The sequence below is a fragment of the Teichococcus aerophilus genome (assembly GCF_014490485.1).
GTDB classification, from domain to species: Bacteria; Pseudomonadota; Alphaproteobacteria; order Acetobacterales; family Acetobacteraceae; genus Pseudoroseomonas; species Pseudoroseomonas aerophila.
Genome location: NZ_JACTVA010000071.1, coordinates 1 through 18,751 on the forward strand (window position 1 = coordinate 1; position 18,751 = coordinate 18,751).

The 18,751-nt window shown below is 69.7% G+C and carries 14 protein-coding genes; 6 read left to right on the forward strand and 8 right to left on the reverse strand.

What is annotated here, in order from left to right; all coding sequences use genetic code 11:
- From IBL26_RS23225 to IBL26_RS23240, 4 genes are all read left to right on the forward strand, one after another.
- A partial coding sequence (locus IBL26_RS23225) for a hybrid sensor histidine kinase/response regulator (protein WP_187786893.1) occupies positions 1-1,882 on the forward strand: 1,882 nt, incomplete at its 5' end.
- On the forward strand, positions 1,882-2,955 hold the full coding sequence (gene cheB / locus IBL26_RS23230) for a chemotaxis-specific protein-glutamate methyltransferase CheB (RefSeq protein WP_241749703.1): 1,074 nt from the start codon (positions 1,882-1,884) through the stop codon (positions 2,953-2,955). The genes IBL26_RS23225 and cheB, both read left to right, overlap by 1 nt.
- Positions 2,952-4,655 (forward strand): response regulator, encoded by a 1,704-nt coding sequence (locus IBL26_RS23235; RefSeq protein WP_187786894.1) that lies wholly within the window; start codon positions 2,952-2,954, stop codon positions 4,653-4,655. Before cheB ends, IBL26_RS23235 begins: the two co-directional genes overlap by 4 nt.
- A gap of 13 nt (positions 4,656-4,668) precedes the next feature.
- The gene (locus IBL26_RS23240; protein ID WP_241749704.1) at positions 4,669-6,561 is read left to right on the forward strand and encodes a response regulator; all 1,893 of its coding nucleotides are present in this window, start codon (positions 4,669-4,671) and stop codon (positions 6,559-6,561) included.
- A 284-nt stretch (positions 6,562-6,845) separates the two neighbouring features.
- Here the strand turns inward: IBL26_RS23240 and IBL26_RS23245 are convergent, their stop codons facing one another.
- Positions 6,846-7,397, reverse strand: a complete 552-nt coding sequence (locus tag IBL26_RS23245) for a GNAT family N-acetyltransferase (RefSeq protein ID WP_367615496.1) — start codon at positions 7,395-7,397, stop codon at positions 6,846-6,848.
- Positions 7,398-7,685: 288 nt separating this feature from the next.
- Entirely contained in the window at positions 7,686-8,744 is a 1,059-nt protein-coding gene (locus IBL26_RS23250; protein ID WP_187786896.1) for a glycosyltransferase family 4 protein, read from the reverse strand.
- Positions 8,745-8,936: 192 nt separating this feature from the next.
- Between IBL26_RS23250 and IBL26_RS23255 the strand changes: the two genes are divergently transcribed.
- Positions 8,937-10,772: an ABC transporter ATP-binding protein gene (locus IBL26_RS23255; protein WP_206684296.1), complete on the forward strand. Its 1,836-nt coding sequence runs from the start codon at positions 8,937-8,939 to the stop codon at positions 10,770-10,772.
- Positions 10,773-11,128: 356 nt separating this feature from the next.
- On the opposite strand, the gene IBL26_RS23260 is transcribed toward IBL26_RS23255, so the two are convergent.
- Positions 11,129-11,377, reverse strand: a complete 249-nt coding sequence (locus IBL26_RS23260; protein ID WP_241749705.1) for a hypothetical protein — start codon at positions 11,375-11,377, stop codon at positions 11,129-11,131.
- Between the two features lie 171 nt (positions 11,378-11,548).
- Here IBL26_RS23260 and rpsD point away from each other — a divergent pair, with 171 nt between their 5' ends.
- On the forward strand, positions 11,549-12,166 hold the full coding sequence (rpsD, locus tag IBL26_RS23265) for a 30S ribosomal protein S4 (RefSeq protein ID WP_187786897.1): 618 nt from the start codon (positions 11,549-11,551) through the stop codon (positions 12,164-12,166).
- A gap of 406 nt (positions 12,167-12,572) precedes the next feature.
- Here the strand turns inward: rpsD and aat are convergent, their stop codons facing one another.
- The 5 genes from aat to IBL26_RS23290 all read right to left on the reverse strand — a co-directional run.
- On the reverse strand, positions 12,573-13,232 hold the full coding sequence (gene aat, locus IBL26_RS23270) for a leucyl/phenylalanyl-tRNA--protein transferase (RefSeq protein ID WP_187786898.1): 660 nt from the start codon (positions 13,230-13,232) through the stop codon (positions 12,573-12,575).
- Between the two features lie 42 nt (positions 13,233-13,274).
- A complete protein-coding gene (locus tag IBL26_RS23275; protein WP_187786899.1) occupies positions 13,275-13,991 on the reverse strand; it encodes an AcvB/VirJ family lysyl-phosphatidylglycerol hydrolase in 717 nt (238 codons plus the stop codon).
- A 4-nt stretch (positions 13,992-13,995) separates the two neighbouring features.
- Complete coding sequence (mprF, locus tag IBL26_RS23280) at positions 13,996-16,647, reverse strand: bifunctional lysylphosphatidylglycerol flippase/synthetase MprF (protein ID WP_187786900.1); 2,652 nt, start codon at positions 16,645-16,647, stop codon at positions 13,996-13,998.
- A gap of 434 nt (positions 16,648-17,081) precedes the next feature.
- Positions 17,082-18,425, reverse strand: coding sequence for an acetyl-CoA carboxylase biotin carboxylase subunit (gene accC / locus IBL26_RS23285; RefSeq protein WP_187786901.1), 1,344 nt, complete (start codon positions 18,423-18,425; stop codon positions 17,082-17,084).
- Positions 18,426-18,436: 11 nt separating this feature from the next.
- On the reverse strand, positions 18,437-18,751 hold a 315-nt coding region (locus tag IBL26_RS23290), incomplete at its 5' end, for an acetyl-CoA carboxylase biotin carboxyl carrier protein (RefSeq protein ID WP_187786902.1).

Genomic DNA, 18,751 nt, shown 5'->3' on the forward strand with positions numbered 1-18,751 from the left:
CGCCGAGGCGCTGCGGGCGCTGGCGGCGGTGCTGCCCGGCGCCGCCCCGGCGGCGGAGGCAGCGCCCATGGCGCCGCCGCCCCCCAGTATCCCGGAGGCGGCTTCAGGCCCTGTCGCGGATGCCGCTGTGCCGGACGCCGCGCCGGTCGAGTATCTCCGCATCAACGCGACGCAGATCGAGACTCTCTCCACCGCCGTGCACGCGCTGTCCGAGGAAGTCTCCCGCCAGGCCGGGCTGGAAGCCGGGCTGCGCGGGCTGGAAGGCGAGCTGGACGGGCTGCGGCGGGAATGGGAGGCGTTGCTGCGCACCCAGGCCGACCCGCGCCTGCGCCAGGCGGAACGCGGGCTGGCCCGCCTCTCCCGAACCGCCGCGCGGCTGCGGCGGGAACACCGCGCCCATAGCTGGACCGCCGAGGCCGCCGCGCAGCGCGTGCGCGACCAGGTGGAGACCATCGCCCTGGTGCCGGCCGAGACCATCCTCGGCCCCTTGGGCCGCATGGCGCGGGAACTGGCGCGGGAAGCCGGGCAGGATGTCTCCGTGCGGTTGGAGGGGATGGACCTGCAGGCCGACCGCCGCGTGCTGCAGACGCTGAAGGACCCGGTGCTGCACCTGTTGCGCAACGCCATCAGCCACGGCGTGGAAGCGCCGGAGGAACGCGCCGCGCGCGGCAAGCCGGCCAAGGCCGAGATCGTCCTGCGCCTGTCCGGCCGTGGCGGCCTGCTGGTGCTGACGGTCGGCGATGACGGGCGCGGCCCCGACCTCGCGCGGATCGAGGCGACGGCGATCCGCCAGGGCCTGCTGCCGGAACGTGCGCCCGGCGCGCCCCCGCCGCATCCGGACCGCCTGCTGGCGCTGGTGTTCGAGCCCGGCTTCTCCACCGCCGCCGAGATCGACCGGCTGTCCGGCCGCGGCATGGGCCTGTCCGTGGTGGCGGAGGCCGCGCGGCGGCTGCGCGGCGACGCATTGATGCGCGCCCGCCACTCCGGCGGCGGCACGCTGGTGGAAATCGCGGTGCCGTTCTCCGCCGCCCGCCAGCGCCTGCTGCTGGTGGAAGCGGACGGGCAGACCTACGGCGTGCCAAGCCATGGCGTGGAGCGCCTGCTGCGCCTGCCTGTCTCGACGGTGGAAAGCGTCGAGGGCCAGGCAGTCATCCGCATCGAAGCGGGCGGGCAGGACGTTGTGGTTCCCGTGATCGCCCTGCCCGCCCTGCTCGGCGCGTCCTCCGCCACCATTCCGGTGGAGGGCGGCCACGTGAACGCCATGCTGCTGCGCCGCGGCCAGCGCCGCTGCGCCGTGGCGGTGGAGGCGGCGCGGGACGTGCAGACCCTGCTGGTGGACAGCCTGGAGGCCCCCGGCCTGGATGCCGAGCTGGTCAGCGGCGTGGCGCCGCGGGAGGGCGACCTGGCCGTGCTGGTGCTGAGCCCGGAAGGGCTGGTCGGCCGCTGGCTGCGGGACGAAGGCCATGTCGGCGCCGGCGCGCTGGGCCTGGCCCCGGTGCCGGAGCGGCAGGCGACGCGCACCATCCTGGTGGTGGACGATTCCATCACCACCCGCACGCTGGAGAAGAGCATCCTGGAAGCCCAGGGCTACCGCGTGCTGCTCAGCGTCGATGGGCTGGACGCGCTGAACCTGCTGCGTGGCGGGGAAGACGTGGTGGACCTCGTCGTCGCCGACGTGGAGATGCCGCGCATGGACGGCTTCGCGCTGTTGCAGGCGGTGAAGAACGACCCGAGGCTGGCGCCTCTGCCGGTAATCCTGATGACCTCCCGCACCGATCCGGAAGATATCCGGCGCGGGCTTGATCTCGGTGCGGGTGCCTATATAGCCAAGCAGAAATTCGACCAGCGGGAGTTGCTGGCAACGATCGGCCAGATGCTTTGATGAAGTCCGGACTCCCTCTCTCCCCTGTGCGCGTCATGATCGTCGAGGATTCCCTCGTCATGCGACGGCTTCTGGCGCACATCGTCTCGCGCGATCCGCGCCTGGCGCTGGCCGCCGCCGTGGCCTCGGCCGAGGAAGCGCTGCAGGAATTGCCGCGCGTGCGGCCGGACGTCATCTCGATGGATATCCGCCTGCCCGGCATGGATGGGCTGGAGGCGACGCGCCGCATCATGGCGGAGCACCCGACGCCCATCGTCGTCATCGCCGGCGCCGTGCAGGACGAGAGCTTCAACATTTCCATGAACGCGCTGCGGGCCGGCGCGCTCTCGGTCGTCGAGAAGCCGGTGGGCATCGAGACGGGCGGGCACGAGCAGATCGCCGAGACCATCTGCACCCAGCTCTACATCATGAGCCAGGTGCCGGTGATCCGGCAGCGCCCCTCCATTGCCCCCCGGCTGCGCCCGCCCTTGCCGGACGCGGCGCCGCGCCCGGCCCAGGCGCCGGCGGTGCTGGCCATTGCCGCCAGCACCGGCGGGCCGCCTGCGCTGGCCCAGGTGCTGGGCGCGCTGCCCGTGGATTTCCCGCTGCCGGTGCTGCTGGTGCAGCACATGGGCGCCGCCTTCATGGAAGGGTTCGCGAACTGGCTGGACGGGCTGGTGCCGCTGCCGGTGCGCCTGGCGGAGGAAGGCACTGTCCCTAAACCCGGCCATGTCTATGTCGCGCCAGGAGACCGGCACCTGCTGCTCTCGCCGCAGAACACGCTGCGGCTGAGCCTGGAGAAGCCCATCGCCAGCCAGCGGCCTTCCGCCACCCTGCTGTTCCGCAGCGTCGCCACCGCCGCCGGCGCGCGGGCGCTGGGCGTGCTGCTGACCGGCATGGGGGAGGACGGCGCCATCGGGCTGGCCGAGATGCGGCAGGCCGGCGGCTACACCATCACCGAGAACGAGAGTACCGCGGTGGTCTACGGCATGCCGGCGGCGGCGGTCCGCCTCGGCGGGTCCAGCCTCAGCCTGCCGCTGCCGGCGATCGGGCCGCGCCTGCTCCAACTCGCACGCAAGGAGGCCTTCGGATGAATGCCGGACGCCACGACATCCTGCTGGTCGAGGACTCGGAGACCCAGGCGCTGCAGATGCGCCACCTGCTGGAGGCCGAGGGCTTCGGCGTGCAGCGCGCCGCGACGGCCGAGGCGGCGCTGGAAGCGCTGAACGGCCCGCTGCCGGACCTCGTCATCGCCGACTATCACCTGCCCGCCATGAATGGCGACGAGATGGTGCGGCAGATCCGCCTGAACAGCCGCACCCGCACCCTGCCCGTGCTGATGCTGACCGAGGCGCGGGAGCGGGACCTGGAGCGCCACGGGCTGGAAAGCGGCTCCGACGCCTATGTGCCGAAATCGGCGGCGCCGGACCTGCTGCTGGCACGGCTGCGCGCCCTGCTGCGCGGCCGCGTGGACGCCACCCTGGCCGAGCCCTCCGGCAGCACCTTCCGCCGCACCCGCATCCTCGTGGTGGAGGACAGCCCGACCCAGCGCCTCGCCCTCAGCGCCCAGCTGCAGCGGGAAGGCCACGCGGTAGAGGCCGTGGCAACGCCGGAGGCCGCCCTGGCCGCCCTGGCCGCCAAGCCCGGCCCCGAGGCCGGGGCGTTCGACGGCGTGCTGCTGAACGCCGCCACCGCCGGCTTCGACGGCGTCGCCCTGGCGGCGCGGCTGGATGGCTTCCGCGCCAAGGCCGCCTCCCCTTTCCAGATCGTGGCTCTGGTGCGCGATGGCGTGGCGGGGGTGGAGGAGCAGGCGCTGCTCGCCCGGCTGTTCGCCGCCGGGGCGGACGACCTGATCCCCAGCCCGGCCCCGGCCGAGGTGCTCAGCGTGCGGCTGCGCGCCGCCCTGCGCCGCAAGCTGCTGCTGGAGGAGGAGCGCCGCGCGGCGGAGACGCTGCGCGAACAGGCGCTGACCATCGCCCACGCCGAGGCGAAGGCCGCGATGGCCGAGGCGCTGGCCAGCACGAATGCCGAGTTGGAAGCCACCAACAAGGAACTTCGCGAAACCCAGACGCGGCTGGTGCAATCCGCCAAGATGGCGTCGCTGGGTGAGCTGGTGGCTGGCATCGCGCACGAGATCAACAACCCGCTCGCCTTCATCCAGGCGCACCAGGGCACGGTGGAGCGCCTGCTGGGCCAGGTGGAGGCGTTGCTGCCGGCGGAGAGCGAGGCCGCGCCTCTGGTGGCCCGTGGCCGGGACCGCGCCCAGTCCATGACGCTGGGCCTGGCACGCATCCAGGACCTGGTGGCCAATCTCCGCCGCTTCTCCCGCCAGGATGACGGCGCCTTCCAGCTGGTGAAGGTGCCCGAGGCGGTGGAGACGGTGCTGACCCTGCTCGGCCCCAAGCTGGGAGACCGGGTGATCGTGGAGCGCGACCTGCGCGGGGTGGAGGAACTGGTTTGCCTGCCCGCCCTGTTCAACCAGGTGGTCATGAACCTCGTCAGCAACGCGGCGGATGCCATTCCCGGCCAGGGCCGCATCGTCATCGGCACGCGCAGCGACTGGCGCAGCTACACCATCACCATCGCCGATAGCGGCCCCGGCGTGCCGGAGGCGCTGCGCGACCGCGTCTTCGAACCCTTCTTCACCACCAAGGCGATCGGCCAAGGGACTGGCCTTGGGCTCGCCATCGCCTACAATGTGGTTTCGGCGCATGAGGGCACGATCACCGTGGGCACGTCGCCGGAGGGCGGCGCCTGCTTCACGGTCAGCGTGCCGATGCGGACTGAACCCTGAGCTGATGGATGCCATGACCAACCGGACGAGTGGCAAGCTGCGACGGGGAACCTTGCTCGTCGTCGATGACGAGCCCGAGATCCTCACCGCGCTGGAAGATCTGTTCGAAGAGGATTTCCGCGTCCACGCGGCCACGTCCGGCGCGGAGGGCCTGGATATTCTGCGCCGCTCGCCGGAGGTGGATGTCATCATCTCCGACCAGCGCATGCCGGGCATGACCGGCGACGCCTTCCTGGCCCAGGCACGCGAGATCACGCAGGCGGAGGCGCTGCTGCTGACCGGCTACGCGGAGCTGGAGGCGGTGATCAGCGCCGTCAACAAGGGCCGCATCGCCTTCTACGCCCCCAAACCCTGGGACCCGGCTTCCCTGCGCAGCATGGTGATGAGCGCCATGGAGCGCCACCGCCTGGCCCGCGCGCTGGAGACCGAGCGCGCCCTGCTGCGCGGCCTGCTGGATGCCTCGTCCGACGCGCTGTCCTTCAAGGATGTCTCCGGCCGCTTCGTCCGGCTCAACAGCGCCAAGGCGCAGGCGCTGGGCGGGGATACGGAAAGCCTGCTCGGCCAGCAGGAAACCAGCCTGCTGCCGCCCGAGCAGGGCGCCGAGCTGGCGCTGGCCGAGGCCGCCGTGATCGAGAGCGGCCACGGCACCGACGACATCGTGCAGAAGCAGGATGGCGCGCAGACCCGCTGGGTGCGCGTGCAGCGCCTGCCCATCCTGGACCGGCACGGCGCGCTGACCCATCTGGCCACTTTCGAGCACGACCTGACCGAGCAGCGGAATCTGGAAGACCGCCTGCACCAGGCGGAGAAGATGCAGGCGCTGGGCACCATGGCCGGCGGCGTCGCGCACGACTTCAATAACCTGCTGACCGCCATCATGGGCAGCCTGGACCTGATGATGCATGGCGGGCCCAAGGATGCCCGGCAGGAGATGCTGCTCAAGACGGCGATCACCGCCGCCGAGCGCGGCTCCGCCCTCACCCGCCGCCTGCTGAGTTTCAGCCGCAAGCGTGAGCTGCTGCTGCGCCCCACCGACGTCAACGCCATGGTGCGGGAGATGGAGGCGTTGCTGGCCCGCAGCCTGGGCGAGGATGTCAGCCTGGCCTACGCCCTGGACGAAGCGCCCTGGCCCGCCATCGCCGACCCGGAGCAGTTCAGCCTGGCCCTGCTGAACCTGTGCATCAACAGCCGGGATGCCATGCCGGACGGCGGCACCATCACCCTCTCCAGCCGCAATGCCACCCTGGCCGAGGCCGAGGTGCAGGATCTGCCGGCCGGCGACTATGTCGTCGTCGGCGTCGCCGATACCGGCACCGGCATGACGCCGGACATCATCGCCAAGGCGTTCGAGCCGTTCTTCACCACCAAGGATGTCGGCAAGGGCACCGGGCTCGGCCTCTCCATGGTCTACGGGCTGGTGCGGCAATCGGGCGGCGCCGTCGTCATCTCCAGCCAGCCCGGCCGCGGCACGCTGGTGGAGATGGTGCTGCAACGCTCCACCAAGCCGCTGCGCCCGGCCCACCAGCCCGGCGAGGGCGGCGCGCCGCACGGCCCCACCGCACGCGTGCTGCTGGTGGATGACGACCCCGGCGTGCGCGGTGTGACCGCCACCTTCCTCAACGAACTCGGCCACCACACCGTGGAGGTCGGAGATGCCACCGCCGCCCTGGCCCTGCTGGACAAGGGCGAGCCGATCGACCTGCTGGTCACCGACTACGCCATGCCGGGCATGAGCGGGCTGGAACTGGCCACCCAGTTCCGCAGCCGGCGGCCGGACGTGCCCATCCTCATGCTCTCCGGCTACGCCGACCCCACCAGCGTGCCCCGCACCTTCCCACTCCTGCGCAAGCCCTTCCGGCAGGCGGACCTGGCCCGGCGGGTGGCGGAGCTGCTGAAGAGGGATTGAGAGGTTTGAGAAGTGGAGGGAAGGCCGGGGAAGGAAATCCCCGGACCTTACTTCTTTCTTTTTCGAGTTTCTGCCGGGGTTGCTGCTGAGGGCATGGTGCTGAGTGACGGCTGGGTGCGCCGTAGGCCCTGGACCTCCGGCGACTGAGGGTTCAGCCCTAATGGCTCATTTTAAGTATCATCAAAAGCGTCCGCTCTCATTCCTGCAGCGAAACGCCGAACTGGCAGAAAAAAGAAGGGGTCCGGGAAATTCGTTCTCCGGCCTTCCCCTTCATCCCCGCCCCGTCAGCAGGGCGTATCGTCGCTCAGCACCAGTTGCAGCACCACCAGGTCCAGCCAGCGGCCGAACTTGCAGCCCACCTGCGGCATGTGGGCGACGCGGGTGAAGCCCAGCTTCTCGTGCATGTGCAGGGAGCGAGCGTTCTCTGCATCGACGGAAGCGACGAGGACGTGCTTGCCGCGGGAGCGGGCCTGTTCGACCAGCGTGGCCACCAGGGTCTGGCCGACGCCGCGGCCGCGTGCGTCGGCGCGGACATGGACGGAGTGCTCCACCGTGTGGCGGAAGCCGGCCCAGCCGCCGCGGAAGTCACCGAAGCTGGCGAAGCCGAGGATGCTGCCGTCCCGCAGGCATTCCGCCACCAGCACAGGGTAGCCCAGGGCACGGCGGTGGTGGAGCCAGACCAGCCGTTCCTCCAGCGACTCGGGCCGGTCGGTATAGACGGCGGTGGTGGTCAGGATGATGTCGTTGAGGATGGCGAGGATGCCGGGCGCATCCTGGTCCTCCGCCATGCGCAGCACCCAGCCTTGCTGGTTCTGCGGAAACGGGCTCAACGCCACGGCCTCCACCCATGCGCTAAGGCGTGGTGACGCGGTAGCTGGCCATGGGTGCGGGACATGGGGGTGGCTCGTTCCGGTGCACAACAGCGGAGTTATTTTTAGCAGGTCTCGCAACGAGCGAAATTACGCATTGCGGCCATGCAATTATTGCCTCCGGGGTCGTAACGACACCGATAAATGCAAAACTGGAACGTAAATTCCGACCCGGCGGCGGCGGCGGGCGCCGCGCACGAAAAAGGCCCGGGCGATTCCTCGCCCGGGCCTGGGTCATGGAGTGGCTGTGGGCGCTTACTCGGCGGCGACCAGCAGCTCCGTCGCGCGGCCATGGGCCAGGCGCTCGTAGAGGTCCACATAGTCCTGCGCCATGCGGCGGGCGGTGAAGCGCGCCTCGAACTGCTGGCGCACCCGGGCGCGGGACAGCGCCTTCACGCGGTCCACCGCCGCGATGGCTTCCTGCATGGTGTCCACCGCGTAGCCGGTGATGCCCTCGTCCACGACTTCCGGCACCGAGCCGTGGCGGAAGGCGATGACGGGCGTGCCGCAGGCCATCGCCTCGATCATCACCAGGCCGAACGGCTCCGGCCAGTCGATCGGCGTCAGCAGGGCGGTGGCGCCGGAGAGGAATTCGGGCTTCTGCTGCTCGTTGATCTCGCCGATGAACTCCACCAGCGGATGGTCCATCATCGGGCGGATCTTCTGCTCGTAGTAGTCGACATCCGCCCGGTCCACCTTGGCCGCGATCTTCAGCTTCGTGTTGGTGGCGATGGCGATCTCGATGGCGCGGTCGCAGCGCTTCTCGGGCGCGATGCGGCCCAGGAAGGCCAGGTAGCCCGGCTTGGTATCCGTGCGCGGCGTCAGCAGGTGCTCCGGCAGGCCGTGATAGATGGTCGAGGCGAAGTTCGCCTGCGGCAGCGGCTTGCGCTGGTCGTTGGAGATGGAGACCACCGGGACGTCGCGGAAGGCATCGAACACCGGCTGCAGCTCCGGCAGGTCCAGCCGGCCGTGCAGCGTCGTCACCATCGGCGTGCCCTGGCGGGAGAACAGCGAGAACGGCAAGTAGTCCAGGTGGAAGTGCAGCATGTCGAACTCGTGCCGGCGGCGGTACACCGTCTCCAGCATCAGGGCCAGCGGCGCATTGGTATCGCGCACGGAGGGGTCGAGGCGCAGGGCCTTGGCGCTCATCGGCGCCAGGGTCGCCGCCGTCACCGAATCGCCGCTGGCGAAGAGCGTGACCTCATGGCCGAGCTCCACCAGGCCCTCGGTCAGGTAGGACACGATCCGCTCGGTGCCACCATACAGCTTCGGGGGCACGGCTTCCGTCAGGGGAGCGATCTGGGCGATACGCATCGGGTCGGTACTCCGTCAATGACATGGCCCCCTTGGGGGTCTGATCCGCAATCTGGGTCACGAATACGGTAGGGATTCGGCACAGTTCGCCACGATTTCGACGTGATGGCGTTGTTCCATGCATATCAACGCAGATGCGGCGTGACTCACGAGCATGTGCTGACAGCGGATGAACAGGAGGCCCTGGCCCCCATGCAGCCCACCGAGACCCAGTCCCAGATGCCCGATACCGCCACGCGCCAGGCGCAGAAGGACGATGTGCTGCGTTACGCGCACCGCCCGGTGGCCTACCTGCTGCGCCACATGAAGCCGCATGCCGGGTCGCATATCGCGATCATGCTGTCGGTGCTGGGTGCGGTCGGCTGTTCGGTGGGCGCCAACTACGCGGTCAAGAACCTGATCGACACGCTGTCCGGCAACCCGTCCCAGGTGGCGGCGGCGGCAGTGTGGACGGCCTTCGCCATCCTGGCCGGCATCATCACGGCGGACAACATGCTGTGGCGCGTCGGCGGCTGGATCGCGGCGGACCGCTTCCCGCGCGCCACCGCCTCGATGAGGGCCGAGCTGTTCCGCCACCTCGCGGGCCACGCGCCGGGCTACTTCGCCAACCGCTCCGCCGGCACGCTGGCCAGCCGGATCAGCGCGACGGGCACCGCGGGCTTCACCCTGCTGCAGAATTTCACCTGGCACACCGTGCCGCCCGCCGTGGCGGTGGTGCTGGCCATCGGCTTCCTGTCCTCGGTCGACCCCATCATGGCGGGCTGCCTGGTGCTGGCGGCCGGTGCGCTGGCGGCCGGCGTGGCCTTCCTGGGCCGCAAGGGCGAGAAGCTGCATGACGGCTTCGCCGGCCGTGCCGCCGCCGTGGACGGCCAGCTGGTCGACGTCGTGCAGAACTTCGCCCTGGTCCGCGCCTTCGGTGCCTTCGGCCGCGAGTCGGCCCGGTTGGACGGTGCCCTCGGCGCCGAGACCGGCGCCCGCCGCGCCAGCCTGCGCTACCTGGAGAAGCTGCGCCTGGTGCACGGTGCCGCCACCGCGGTACTGACCGCCTGCCTGCTCGGCTGGGCCGTGCATCTGTGGCAGATCGGCCGCGCCACCACCGGCGACATCGTGCTGGTCTGCACCCTGGGCTTCACCATCCTGCATGCCAGCCGCGACCTGGCGATGGCGCTGGTGGACCTGACCCAATACGTGGCCCGCATGCGGGAGGCCCTGGGCGCCCTGCTGGTGCCGCACGACATGCCGGACGCGCAGAATGCCGGCCGCCTGGCCGCAACGGGTGGCGAGGTGATCTTCAACAACATCACCTTCCGCTACCCCGCCGCCCCCGCCGGCAGCGCGCCGATCCTGCGCAACCTGCAGCTGGATATCCCGGCCGGGCAGAAGGTCGGCGTCGTCGGCCGCTCCGGCGCCGGCAAGTCCACGCTGCTGACGCTGCTGCAGCGCCACGCCGCGCCGCAGGAAGGCGCCGTGACCATCGATGGCCAGGACATCGCCAACGGTACCCGGGAGAGCCTGGCGGACATGATCGCGGTGGTCCCGCAGGACGTCTCGCTCTTCCACCGCACGGTGCTGGAGAACATCCGCTACGCCCGCCCCGACGCCACCGATGCCGAAGTGCTGGAAGCTGCCGAGGCCGCCCGCTGCCGCGAGTTCATCGAGGCGCTGCCGGAAGGCTTCGACACCATCGTCGGCGACCGTGGCGCCAAGCTCTCCGGTGGCCAGCGGCAGCGGCTGGCGATCGCCCGCGCCCTGCTGAAGAACGCGCCGATCCTGCTGCTGGACGAAGCGACCTCCGCGCTCGACTCGGAGAGCGAGGCCGAGGTGCAGGTGGCGCTGGACCGGCTGATGGAAGGCCGCACCGTGATTGCCGTGGCCCACCGCCTCGCCACCCTGTCCAACTTCGACCGCATCGTGGTCATGGAAGGTGGCCAGGTGGTGCAGGACGGCTCGCCCGAGATGCTGGTGCGCCGCCCCGGCCCATACCAGGACATGGTGCGCCGCCAGTCCGAGGCACTGATGGCCGCGTGAGGCAATTCAGCCTCGGTGAGTTCGGGAAAGGGGGTCGCGGTCATCGCGGCCCCCTTTCTCTATTATATGGCGCACGCCAGGGAGGGCTCTGCCCTCCTTGGACCCCTCCCGCCGGGGTGCCAGGGTCACCCCAGACCCCGCCATAAGTTTGGCATTCGACACTCTGCGGTTGCGCTGAGGGTTGTGCCCCTGGCGATGAATGTCTGGCCTGCTTGGGCTATTGGGATTCATTGAAGGGGCTTTTGGCAACGGCAGCACAGGGCCGCCCAAGCCCAGGACAATCTTGCAGCAGGGTCCGGGGTGGACGTTCACCCCGGCGGGGTCCAGGAGCAGCGCCCCTGGCCAGTACCCAGCATTCAGTCCCTGCTAGCCGCCCGCCGGGACAGCCCGCGGGCCATCCAATAGCCTAGCATGCCGCTGATGGGCGCGGCGGGCAGCACCAGGACCCAGCCGGCATGGACATTGTTGACCACCAGCCCCAAGCCGATACCCAGCATCAGGCCGCCCACCAGGCTACCTGTCACCCCGGCCTTCAGGCCCAGAACCAGTATTTCTTCGCGCGTCACCATGGAATCGGCAGTAGGCGGCGGCTGGAGGTTTGACAAGCCTGATCCCGGGCGGGTAAAGGCGCGCTCCCTTCCGGGAAAGCGGACGCAGGCTTGTCCTGCGCGCCCGCCCTTGGCATGCCCGCCTCGGGACTACCGGGACAAATCGCCCCTCGGGGCAGCGACATCTGTTCATAAGGACGGGTCGCGTACGAAGAAGGAGCCCGCCGCATGACGAAGCGCGCGGAAAGCAAGTACAAGATCAATCGCCGCCTTGGCGTGAACCTGTGGGGCCGTGCGAAGTCCCCGGTTGCCAAGCGCGAGTACGGCCCCGGCCAGCACGGCCAGCGCCGCAAGCAGAAGCCGACTGACTTCGGCATCCAGCTGATGGCCAAGCAGAAGCTCAAGGGCTACTACGGCAACATCGGCGAGAAGCAGTTCCGCAAGTACTACGAGGAGGCCGTGCGCCGTAAGGGCGACACCTCCGAGAACCTGATCGAGCTGCTGGAGCGCCGCCTGGACGCCGTGGTCTACCGCCTGAAGCTGGCGATGACCCCGTTCGCTGCCCGCCAGTTCGTCAACCACGGCCACATCACGGTCAACGGCAAGCGCGTCAACATCCCCTCCTATCTCGTCAAGGACAACGACGTGATCGAGGTGAAGGAGAAGTCCAAGCAGCTGGTCGTGCTGCTGGATGCCGCGCAGTCCGGCGAGCGTGACGTTCCCGAGTACCTGGAAGTCGACCACCGCCAGATGAAGGGCCGCTACCTGCGCGCCCCCAAGCTGTCCGATGTGCCGTACCCGGTGCAGATGGAACCGAACCTGGTCGTCGAGTTCTACTCGCGCTGATACCGGCGGGGCCCCGGCCCCGCCCCGCCTCTCCCCGGAGAGGCAAAGACAGGGAGCACCCCACGGTGCTCCCTTTTTTTGTGCCCGGCGTACCGCGCCAGGGACCCCGCCGGCTTTCAGATAAGGGAAGCGAGCGGAGAAGGCCGGGGAAGGAATTCCCCGGGCCCCTTCTTTTTTCTGCGCGTTTGGGACGGCGCTGGAGACTGAGAGCGGACGCTGCTTGATGATTTCATCAATGGGCCACCCGGGCTGAACCCCCAGTCGCCGGAGGTCCCAGACCTCCGGCGTATCCAGCCGGGTCTCAGGACCAACCGCCCAACAGCCCTGCCCGAAAACTCGAAAAAGCAAAAGAAGGGGCCCGGGGAATTCCTTCCCCGGCCTTCTCCCCTCCACCACCAAAGACCTTTCAGACCCGAAGCGCCCGGATCTCCTCCTCCAGCCCGTCCGGCGTGACCAGCCAGCGCGCATCGGTTTCCAGGGCGGCGGAGAGGCGTTGGCGGTAGCTGGCGCGGGGGATTTCCAGGGCGCCGAACTGGGTCAGGTGGGTGGTGATGAACTGGGTATCCAGCAGCACGAAACCACCCAGCCGCAGCCGCGCCACCAGATGCACCAGCGCGACCTTGGAGGCATCGCGCACCCGGCTGAACATGCTCTCGCCAAAGAACACGCCGCCCATGGCCACGCCATACAGGCCACCGACCAGCCGGTCGTTCTGCCAGACTTCCACCGAGTGGCCGACGCCCAACTCGTGCAGCGCGGTGAACAGCGCTTCGATCTCCGGGTTGATCCAGCTGTCCTCCCGCCCCGGGGCGGGCGCGGCGCAGAGGGTGATGACGCGGCTGAAGGCGGTATCGGCGGTGACGGTGAAGCCGCCGGAGAGGACGGTGCGGGCCAGCCGGCGCGGCAGGTGGAAGCCCTGCAACGGCAGGATGCCGCGCATCTCGGGGTCCAGCCAGTAGAGCCGGCCGGCATCACGTGACTCGGCCATGGGGAAGAGGCCGGCCCTGTAGGCCCGCAGCAGCAATTCGGGGGTGATCCGCACCGGGTGCCGTGTCACAGGGTTCATGATGGGCCCGGAAGCCATGCGGGCGCCAGCCTCACGCCGGTCTCATGCGGGGCGGGGCGGCAGGCGGGCGTAAATACGGTCCGCCAGCGCGTGGTAGTTCTCATCGAAATGGTGGCCGCCTTTGATGCCGATGATCTGCGCCGGCGGGGAGCGGAAGGCGAGGCAGCCGGTATCGGCCGTCTCGTCCGTGCCATAGACGCACTGGACCAGCTCCGGCGGCAGGTTGGGCACGTCCGGCAGGGTGGGCACGGCGGTCGGGCGGCTCATGCCCAGGAAGTCGCCGATGCGGATCTCGAAGGCCGCTTCCTTGGCGAAGGCCAGCAGGGAGATCAGCACCACGCGGTCCCGCGTTTCTTGCTTCAGGCGCGGCCAGGTGCCGGGCATGATGTCGGCGCCGAAGGAGTAGCCGATGATGGCCACCTTCGGGATGTCCCACTTCTCGACGTAGAGGGCGACGACGCGGTCGATCTCGGCGGCGACTTCCTCGGGCTGGCGGCGGGTCCAGAACCAGTTCAAGCAATCGAAACCAAGCACGGAAACGCCGCGGTCGCGGAAATTTCGGCCCATGGTGCGGTCGATATCCTGCCAGCCGCCGTCGCCGGAGAGGATCAGGGCGAAGACGTCCTTCCGCCCCTGCCCGCGTGCCGGCATCTCCACCAGCCAGCGGGAGGTATCGCGCGCGGCCAGCGCCGGGCGGGCCAGGGGCGCGCCCAACAGGGTGGCGGCGGTGCCCGCCAGCAGCATGCGTCGCTTCATCATCGTCCTACTTCCCGATCACGCCGCGCAATCCACCGGATTGCAGGGCCGCGACATCCGCCAGCACCACCCAGGGGTCCAGCCCGCCGGCGGTGCAGAGGTAGCGGGGCTCCCACACCGGGTCGAACTTCTCCTTGAAGGCGCGCAGGCCTTTGAAATTGTAGAAGCGCTCGCCCCGGCGGAACACCAGCCCGCCCAGCCGGTACCAGATCGGCGCCAGGCGGTGGGCGGCGAGGCCGGAAAGCGGCGCCATGCCAAGGTCGAAGAAGGCGTAGCCCTGTTCCTTGGCCACCAGCAGCAGGCGGGTGAACAGGAAATCCATGGTGCCCGGCGGCATGTCCGGCCGGTGGCGCATCAGGTCCACCGACATCTCGGTGCGGGCCTGGGGCGTATCCAGCAGCGTGGCGAAGGCGATGACGCGGCGGTCCGCCCCGCGCACCACCGCCACCGGCTGGCTGGCGACGTAGGCGGGCTCGAACGCCCCCAGGGAGAACGCCTTCTCCCGCGCATTGTGCTGGCTGAGCCAGAGGGTGGAGACTTCCTCCAGCTCCCGCAGGATGGGCGGCACCTCGGCGGGGCGGAGGATCTCGAAGGTCATCCCTTCCCGCTCCGCCCGGTTGATGGCGGTTCGTAGCGCCTGCCGTGCCTTGCCCTTCAGCTCGAAGGCCTCCAGGCGCACGCGGGCGGCCTCGCCCAGCTTCAGCGGCTGCAGCCCGGCATCGATGTAGAGCGGCAGGGTATCCGGCCGCACCTGGTAGAAGGCGGCGCGGCCGCCCTGGGCGTCGGCCAGCTCGACGAAGCGCCAGACCAGCTCCACCCGCTGCTTCTTCTCCCCCACCGGGTCGTAGAGCGCGATCCAGGACCGGCCGCGCCGGCCATACATGATGAAGGCGTCATTGCCGGGCGACATCAGCAACGCCTTGTCCCCCATGCGGACCAGGTTGGCGCCGGCGCTCTCCTGCCTCTCCACCACCGCGACGGCGGTCACCAGCTCGGAGGCCATGGGGCGGTAGGTGCGGGTCTGGGCCGGGCGCAACAGGCTCCACAGCCCGGCGGCACCGGCGATCAGCGCCACCGCCAGGGTGGCGCGCATGGCGCGGGGGGCATTCTCGTCCAGCTCGAACCGCCACCAGAGCTGGCGGGAGTACTCGACATCCCGGTGGGCGAAGAACAGCAGCCAGGTGGCGGCGGCGACCACGCAGGCCACCGCCAGCCACCAGCCGGGCGTCAGCGTCAGCATGGCGGCGCGGCGGTCGAACCGGCGGCGGGAGGTCAGCAGCGCCACAGCCAGCAGGGCCAGCAGACCGATCTCCAGCAGGCCACTGCCGCGCGCGGCGGAGAGCAGGATGCCGCCACCGGCCAGCAGCAGCGCCAGCCACCAGGCGCCATCCAGCCGGTGCACCAGCCCATAGGCGACGAACAGCAGCGCCAGCCCGCCGACGGAGGAGAGCAGGTGCGAGGCCTCGAACAAGGGCTGCGGCAGGTTGGGCAGGTTGAAGCCAGGAGCAAAACCCTCGACCGGCGGGGCGATGCCGCCCAGCAGCAGCGCCGTGCCCGCGGCGAAGGCCAGCACGCCGAGGAAGCGCGGCATCAGCCGGGTGGAAGCCCGCAACGCCCGCGCGCCGCCAGCCAGGGCGGGTACGCGGTGGCGGATCTCGAACCCGGTCAGCAGCAGAATGGCGGCGCCGAGCGGCAGGGCGAAATAGATGGCGCGGTACAGCAGCAGGGCGGCCGCCACCTGGTCCAGTGGCACGCCGGTGCCACGGAAGGCGATCAGCACCACCGCATCGAACACGCCGATGCCGCCCGGCAGGTGGCTGGCGGCACCGATGGCGATGGCGACGACATACAGGGCGACGAAGGAGGGCAGGTCCACCGCCCCCTGCGGCAGCAGCAGCCACAGCACCACCGCCGCCGCGCCGAGATCGACGACCGAGATCAGCCCCTGTGCCAGGATCAGCTTGAAGGAAGGCACCCGCAGCGTCAGCGGGCCGATGCGGATGGGGCCGCTCTGCAGCCGCCCCAGCACCGCCACGCCCGCCATGGCGCCCAACACCAGCGCCGCCCCGACCCGCAGCCAGCGCGCGGTCAGGCCGAACCATTCGGCCATGTGGCTGGCGGCCAGCAGCACGCCCAGCGCCGCCGCGAAGAAGATGCCCAGGCTGAAGCTGACGGTGACGAATACCAGCATGCGGGCGATCTGCTTGGGGTCCACCCCCGCCGCCGCGTAGATGCGCCAACGCACCGCGCTGCCGGTAAAGGCGCCGACGCCCATGCTGTTGCTGAGCGCGAAGCCGCAGAAGGAGGCCAGGGCGGCGATGCGGCGCGGCACCGGCGGCACCGGCCCGACATGCCGTACGGCCGACAGGTCGTAGCCCACCATCGCCGCGTAGCTGATGGCCGCCGCCAGCACCGCCGCTGCCATCGTGCCCCAGCTCTTCGCCGCCAGGGCGGTGGCCACGGCGTTGTAGTCCAGCTCCTCCGACAAATGGTGCAGGGCGAACACGGCCATGGCCGCCAGCACCAGCCCGGCCGCCAGCCACAGCCATGGCTTCAGCACCGCCAGCCGGCGCAGCCGGTCGGCGGTCCGGATCTCCGCCGGCTCCTCACGCAGGCGGCGCAGGGCCTCGGTGGACTCGGTGGGCGAGAAGCCGGTCATAAGGCTCTCCAGGCAGGCATCATCTTGGCGCCCATGTCCTTCATCGGCCTGGGCGCCAATCGCCCTTACCAACAGAACGGTACGGTGAAGCTATGGATGCCTGCCTCAAGTGGCAAAAGCGTGAAGGCGGTGTGCCAGCGCCAGGGCAAAGCCGGGCTGGCGGCATGTGGCGGCAGAGGAAGCAAGGCCGGGGAAGGAATTCCCCGGGCCCCTTCTTTATTTCTGCGAGTCTTTTGGGTGTGGCTGATGCTGCGTCGGCTCTTTAAAGCCTGGGCTGCGGCTGTACCGCAGGTCGGACGCCTTCGGCGGCTAAACGCTCAGCCCACGCGGCCCCCGACATTCAGCAGAAGCGCGCCCTTCCGGTCCGGCAGCGCCAACCCGAAACCACAGAAAAAAGATGGGGTCCAGGGGAATGCCTTCCCCTGGCCTTTCCCTCAGTCCTTCAGCCCAACGAAGCGTTCCAGCCAGTGGATGGTGTAGTCACCGCTCTGGAATTGCGGGTCGGCCATGATGCGCTGGTGCAGCGGCAGCGTGGTGCGGATGCCGTCCACCACCATCTCCTCCAGCGCGCGGCGCATGCGGGCGATGGCTTCGGCCCGTGTCTTGCCATGCACGATCAGCTTGGCGACCAGGCTGTCGTAGTTCGGCGGTACGGAATAACCGGAATACAACGCGCTATCGACCCGCACGCCTAGCCCGCCCGGGGCATGGAAGGTGTTCACCCGGCCCGGGGAGGGCATGAAGGTGTCCGGGTCCTCGGCGGTGATGCGGCATTCGATGGCGTGGCCCTCGAACTTCACATCCTCCTGGGTGTAGCCAAGCTTCTCGCCCGCCGCGATGCGGATCTGTTCCTTCACCAGGTCGATGCCACTGACCATCTCGGTCACCGGGTGCTCCACCTGCAGGCGGGTGTTCATCTCGATGAAGGCGAACTGGCCGTCCTGCCACAGGAATTCCAGCGTGCCGGCGTTGCGGTAGCCCAGCTTGGACAGGCCGCTGGTCACCTGTGCGCCGATCGCCTCGCGCTCCGCCGGGGTCAAGGCGGGGCTGCCCGCCTCCTCCACCAGCTTCTGGTGGCGGCGCTGCAGGGAGCAGTCGCGCTCGCCGTAATGCACCACGTTGCCGTAGGAATCGGCCATCACCTGCAATTCGATATGCCGGGGACGGTCGAGGTACTTTTCCAGATAGACGGCGTCGTTGCCGAAGGCGGCCTTGGCCTCGGTCCGGGCCACCCGCCAGGCTTCCTCCAGCTCGTCCTCGGAATGCGCCACCTTCATGCCGCGCCCGCCGCCGCCGGCGGCCGCCTTGATCAGCACGGGGTACTTCACCCGCGCCGCGACCTCGCGCGCCTCTTCCAGGCTGGTCAACTCGCCGTCGCTGCCGGGCACCAGCGGCACGTTCAGCGACGCCATGGCCTGCTTGGCGGCGATCTTGTCGCCCATCATGCGGATGTGCTCGGCCGTCGGGCCGATGAAGGCGAAGCCGTGCGCTTCCACCATCTCGGCGAAATTGGCGTTCTCGGAGAGGAAGCCGTAGCCGGGATGGATGGCCTCCGCGCCGGTGATGCTGGCGGCGGAGAGGATGGCGGCCATGTTCAGGTAGCTGTCGCGCGCCAGCGGCGGGCCGATGCACACGCTTTCATCCGCCAGGCGGACATGCATGGCGGTCGCATCCGCGGTGGAGTGCACGGCGACGGTGCGGATGCCCATCTCCTTGCAGGCGCGGTGGACGCGCAGAGCGATTTCGCCCCGGTTGGCGATCAGCACCTTCTTGAACATGATGCTGTGCCTTACTCGATCACCAGCAGCGGCGCGCCGTACTCGACCGGGGACCCGCTCTCGACCAGGATGCGGGTCACGGTGCCGGCCTTCGGGGCCTTGATCTGGTTGAAGGTCTTCATCGCCTCGATCAGCAGCACCGTCTGGCCGGCGGCGACCGTGGCACCCAGCGTGATGAACGGCGCAGCGCCCGGCTCCGGCGCCAAGTAGGCGACGCCGACCATCGGCGAGGTGATGGCACCGGCCGTGGAGGCGGTGATGGCGGCTTCCGCGGGCGCGACGGCGGCGACGGCGGCCGCCGGGGCGGCAGCGGCCGGCGCGGGTGC

Coding starts and splice junctions, on each gene's coding strand:
- IBL26_RS23255 (WP_206684296.1), top strand. CDS start 8,937: ATGCAGCCCACCGAGACCCAGTCCCAGATGCCCGATACCGCCACGCGC.
- mprF (WP_187786900.1), bottom strand. CDS start 16,647: ATGACCGGCTTCTCGCCCACCGAGTCCACCGAGGCCCTGCGCCGCCTG.
- IBL26_RS23240 (WP_241749704.1), top strand. CDS start 4,669: ATGACCAACCGGACGAGTGGCAAGCTGCGACGGGGAACCTTGCTCGTC.
- aat (WP_187786898.1), bottom strand. CDS start 13,232: ATGAACCCTGTGACACGGCACCCGGTGCGGATCACCCCCGAATTGCTG.
- cheB (WP_241749703.1), top strand. CDS start 1,882: ATGAAGTCCGGACTCCCTCTCTCCCCTGTGCGCGTCATGATCGTCGAG.
- IBL26_RS23250 (WP_187786896.1), bottom strand. CDS start 8,744: ATGCGTATCGCCCAGATCGCTCCCCTGACGGAAGCCGTGCCCCCGAAG.
- IBL26_RS23235 (WP_187786894.1), top strand. CDS start 2,952: ATGAATGCCGGACGCCACGACATCCTGCTGGTCGAGGACTCGGAGACC.
- IBL26_RS23275 (WP_187786899.1), bottom strand. CDS start 13,991: ATGATGAAGCGACGCATGCTGCTGGCGGGCACCGCCGCCACCCTGTTG.
- rpsD (WP_187786897.1), top strand. CDS start 11,549: ATGACGAAGCGCGCGGAAAGCAAGTACAAGATCAATCGCCGCCTTGGC.
- accC (WP_187786901.1), bottom strand. CDS start 18,425: ATGTTCAAGAAGGTGCTGATCGCCAACCGGGGCGAAATCGCTCTGCGC.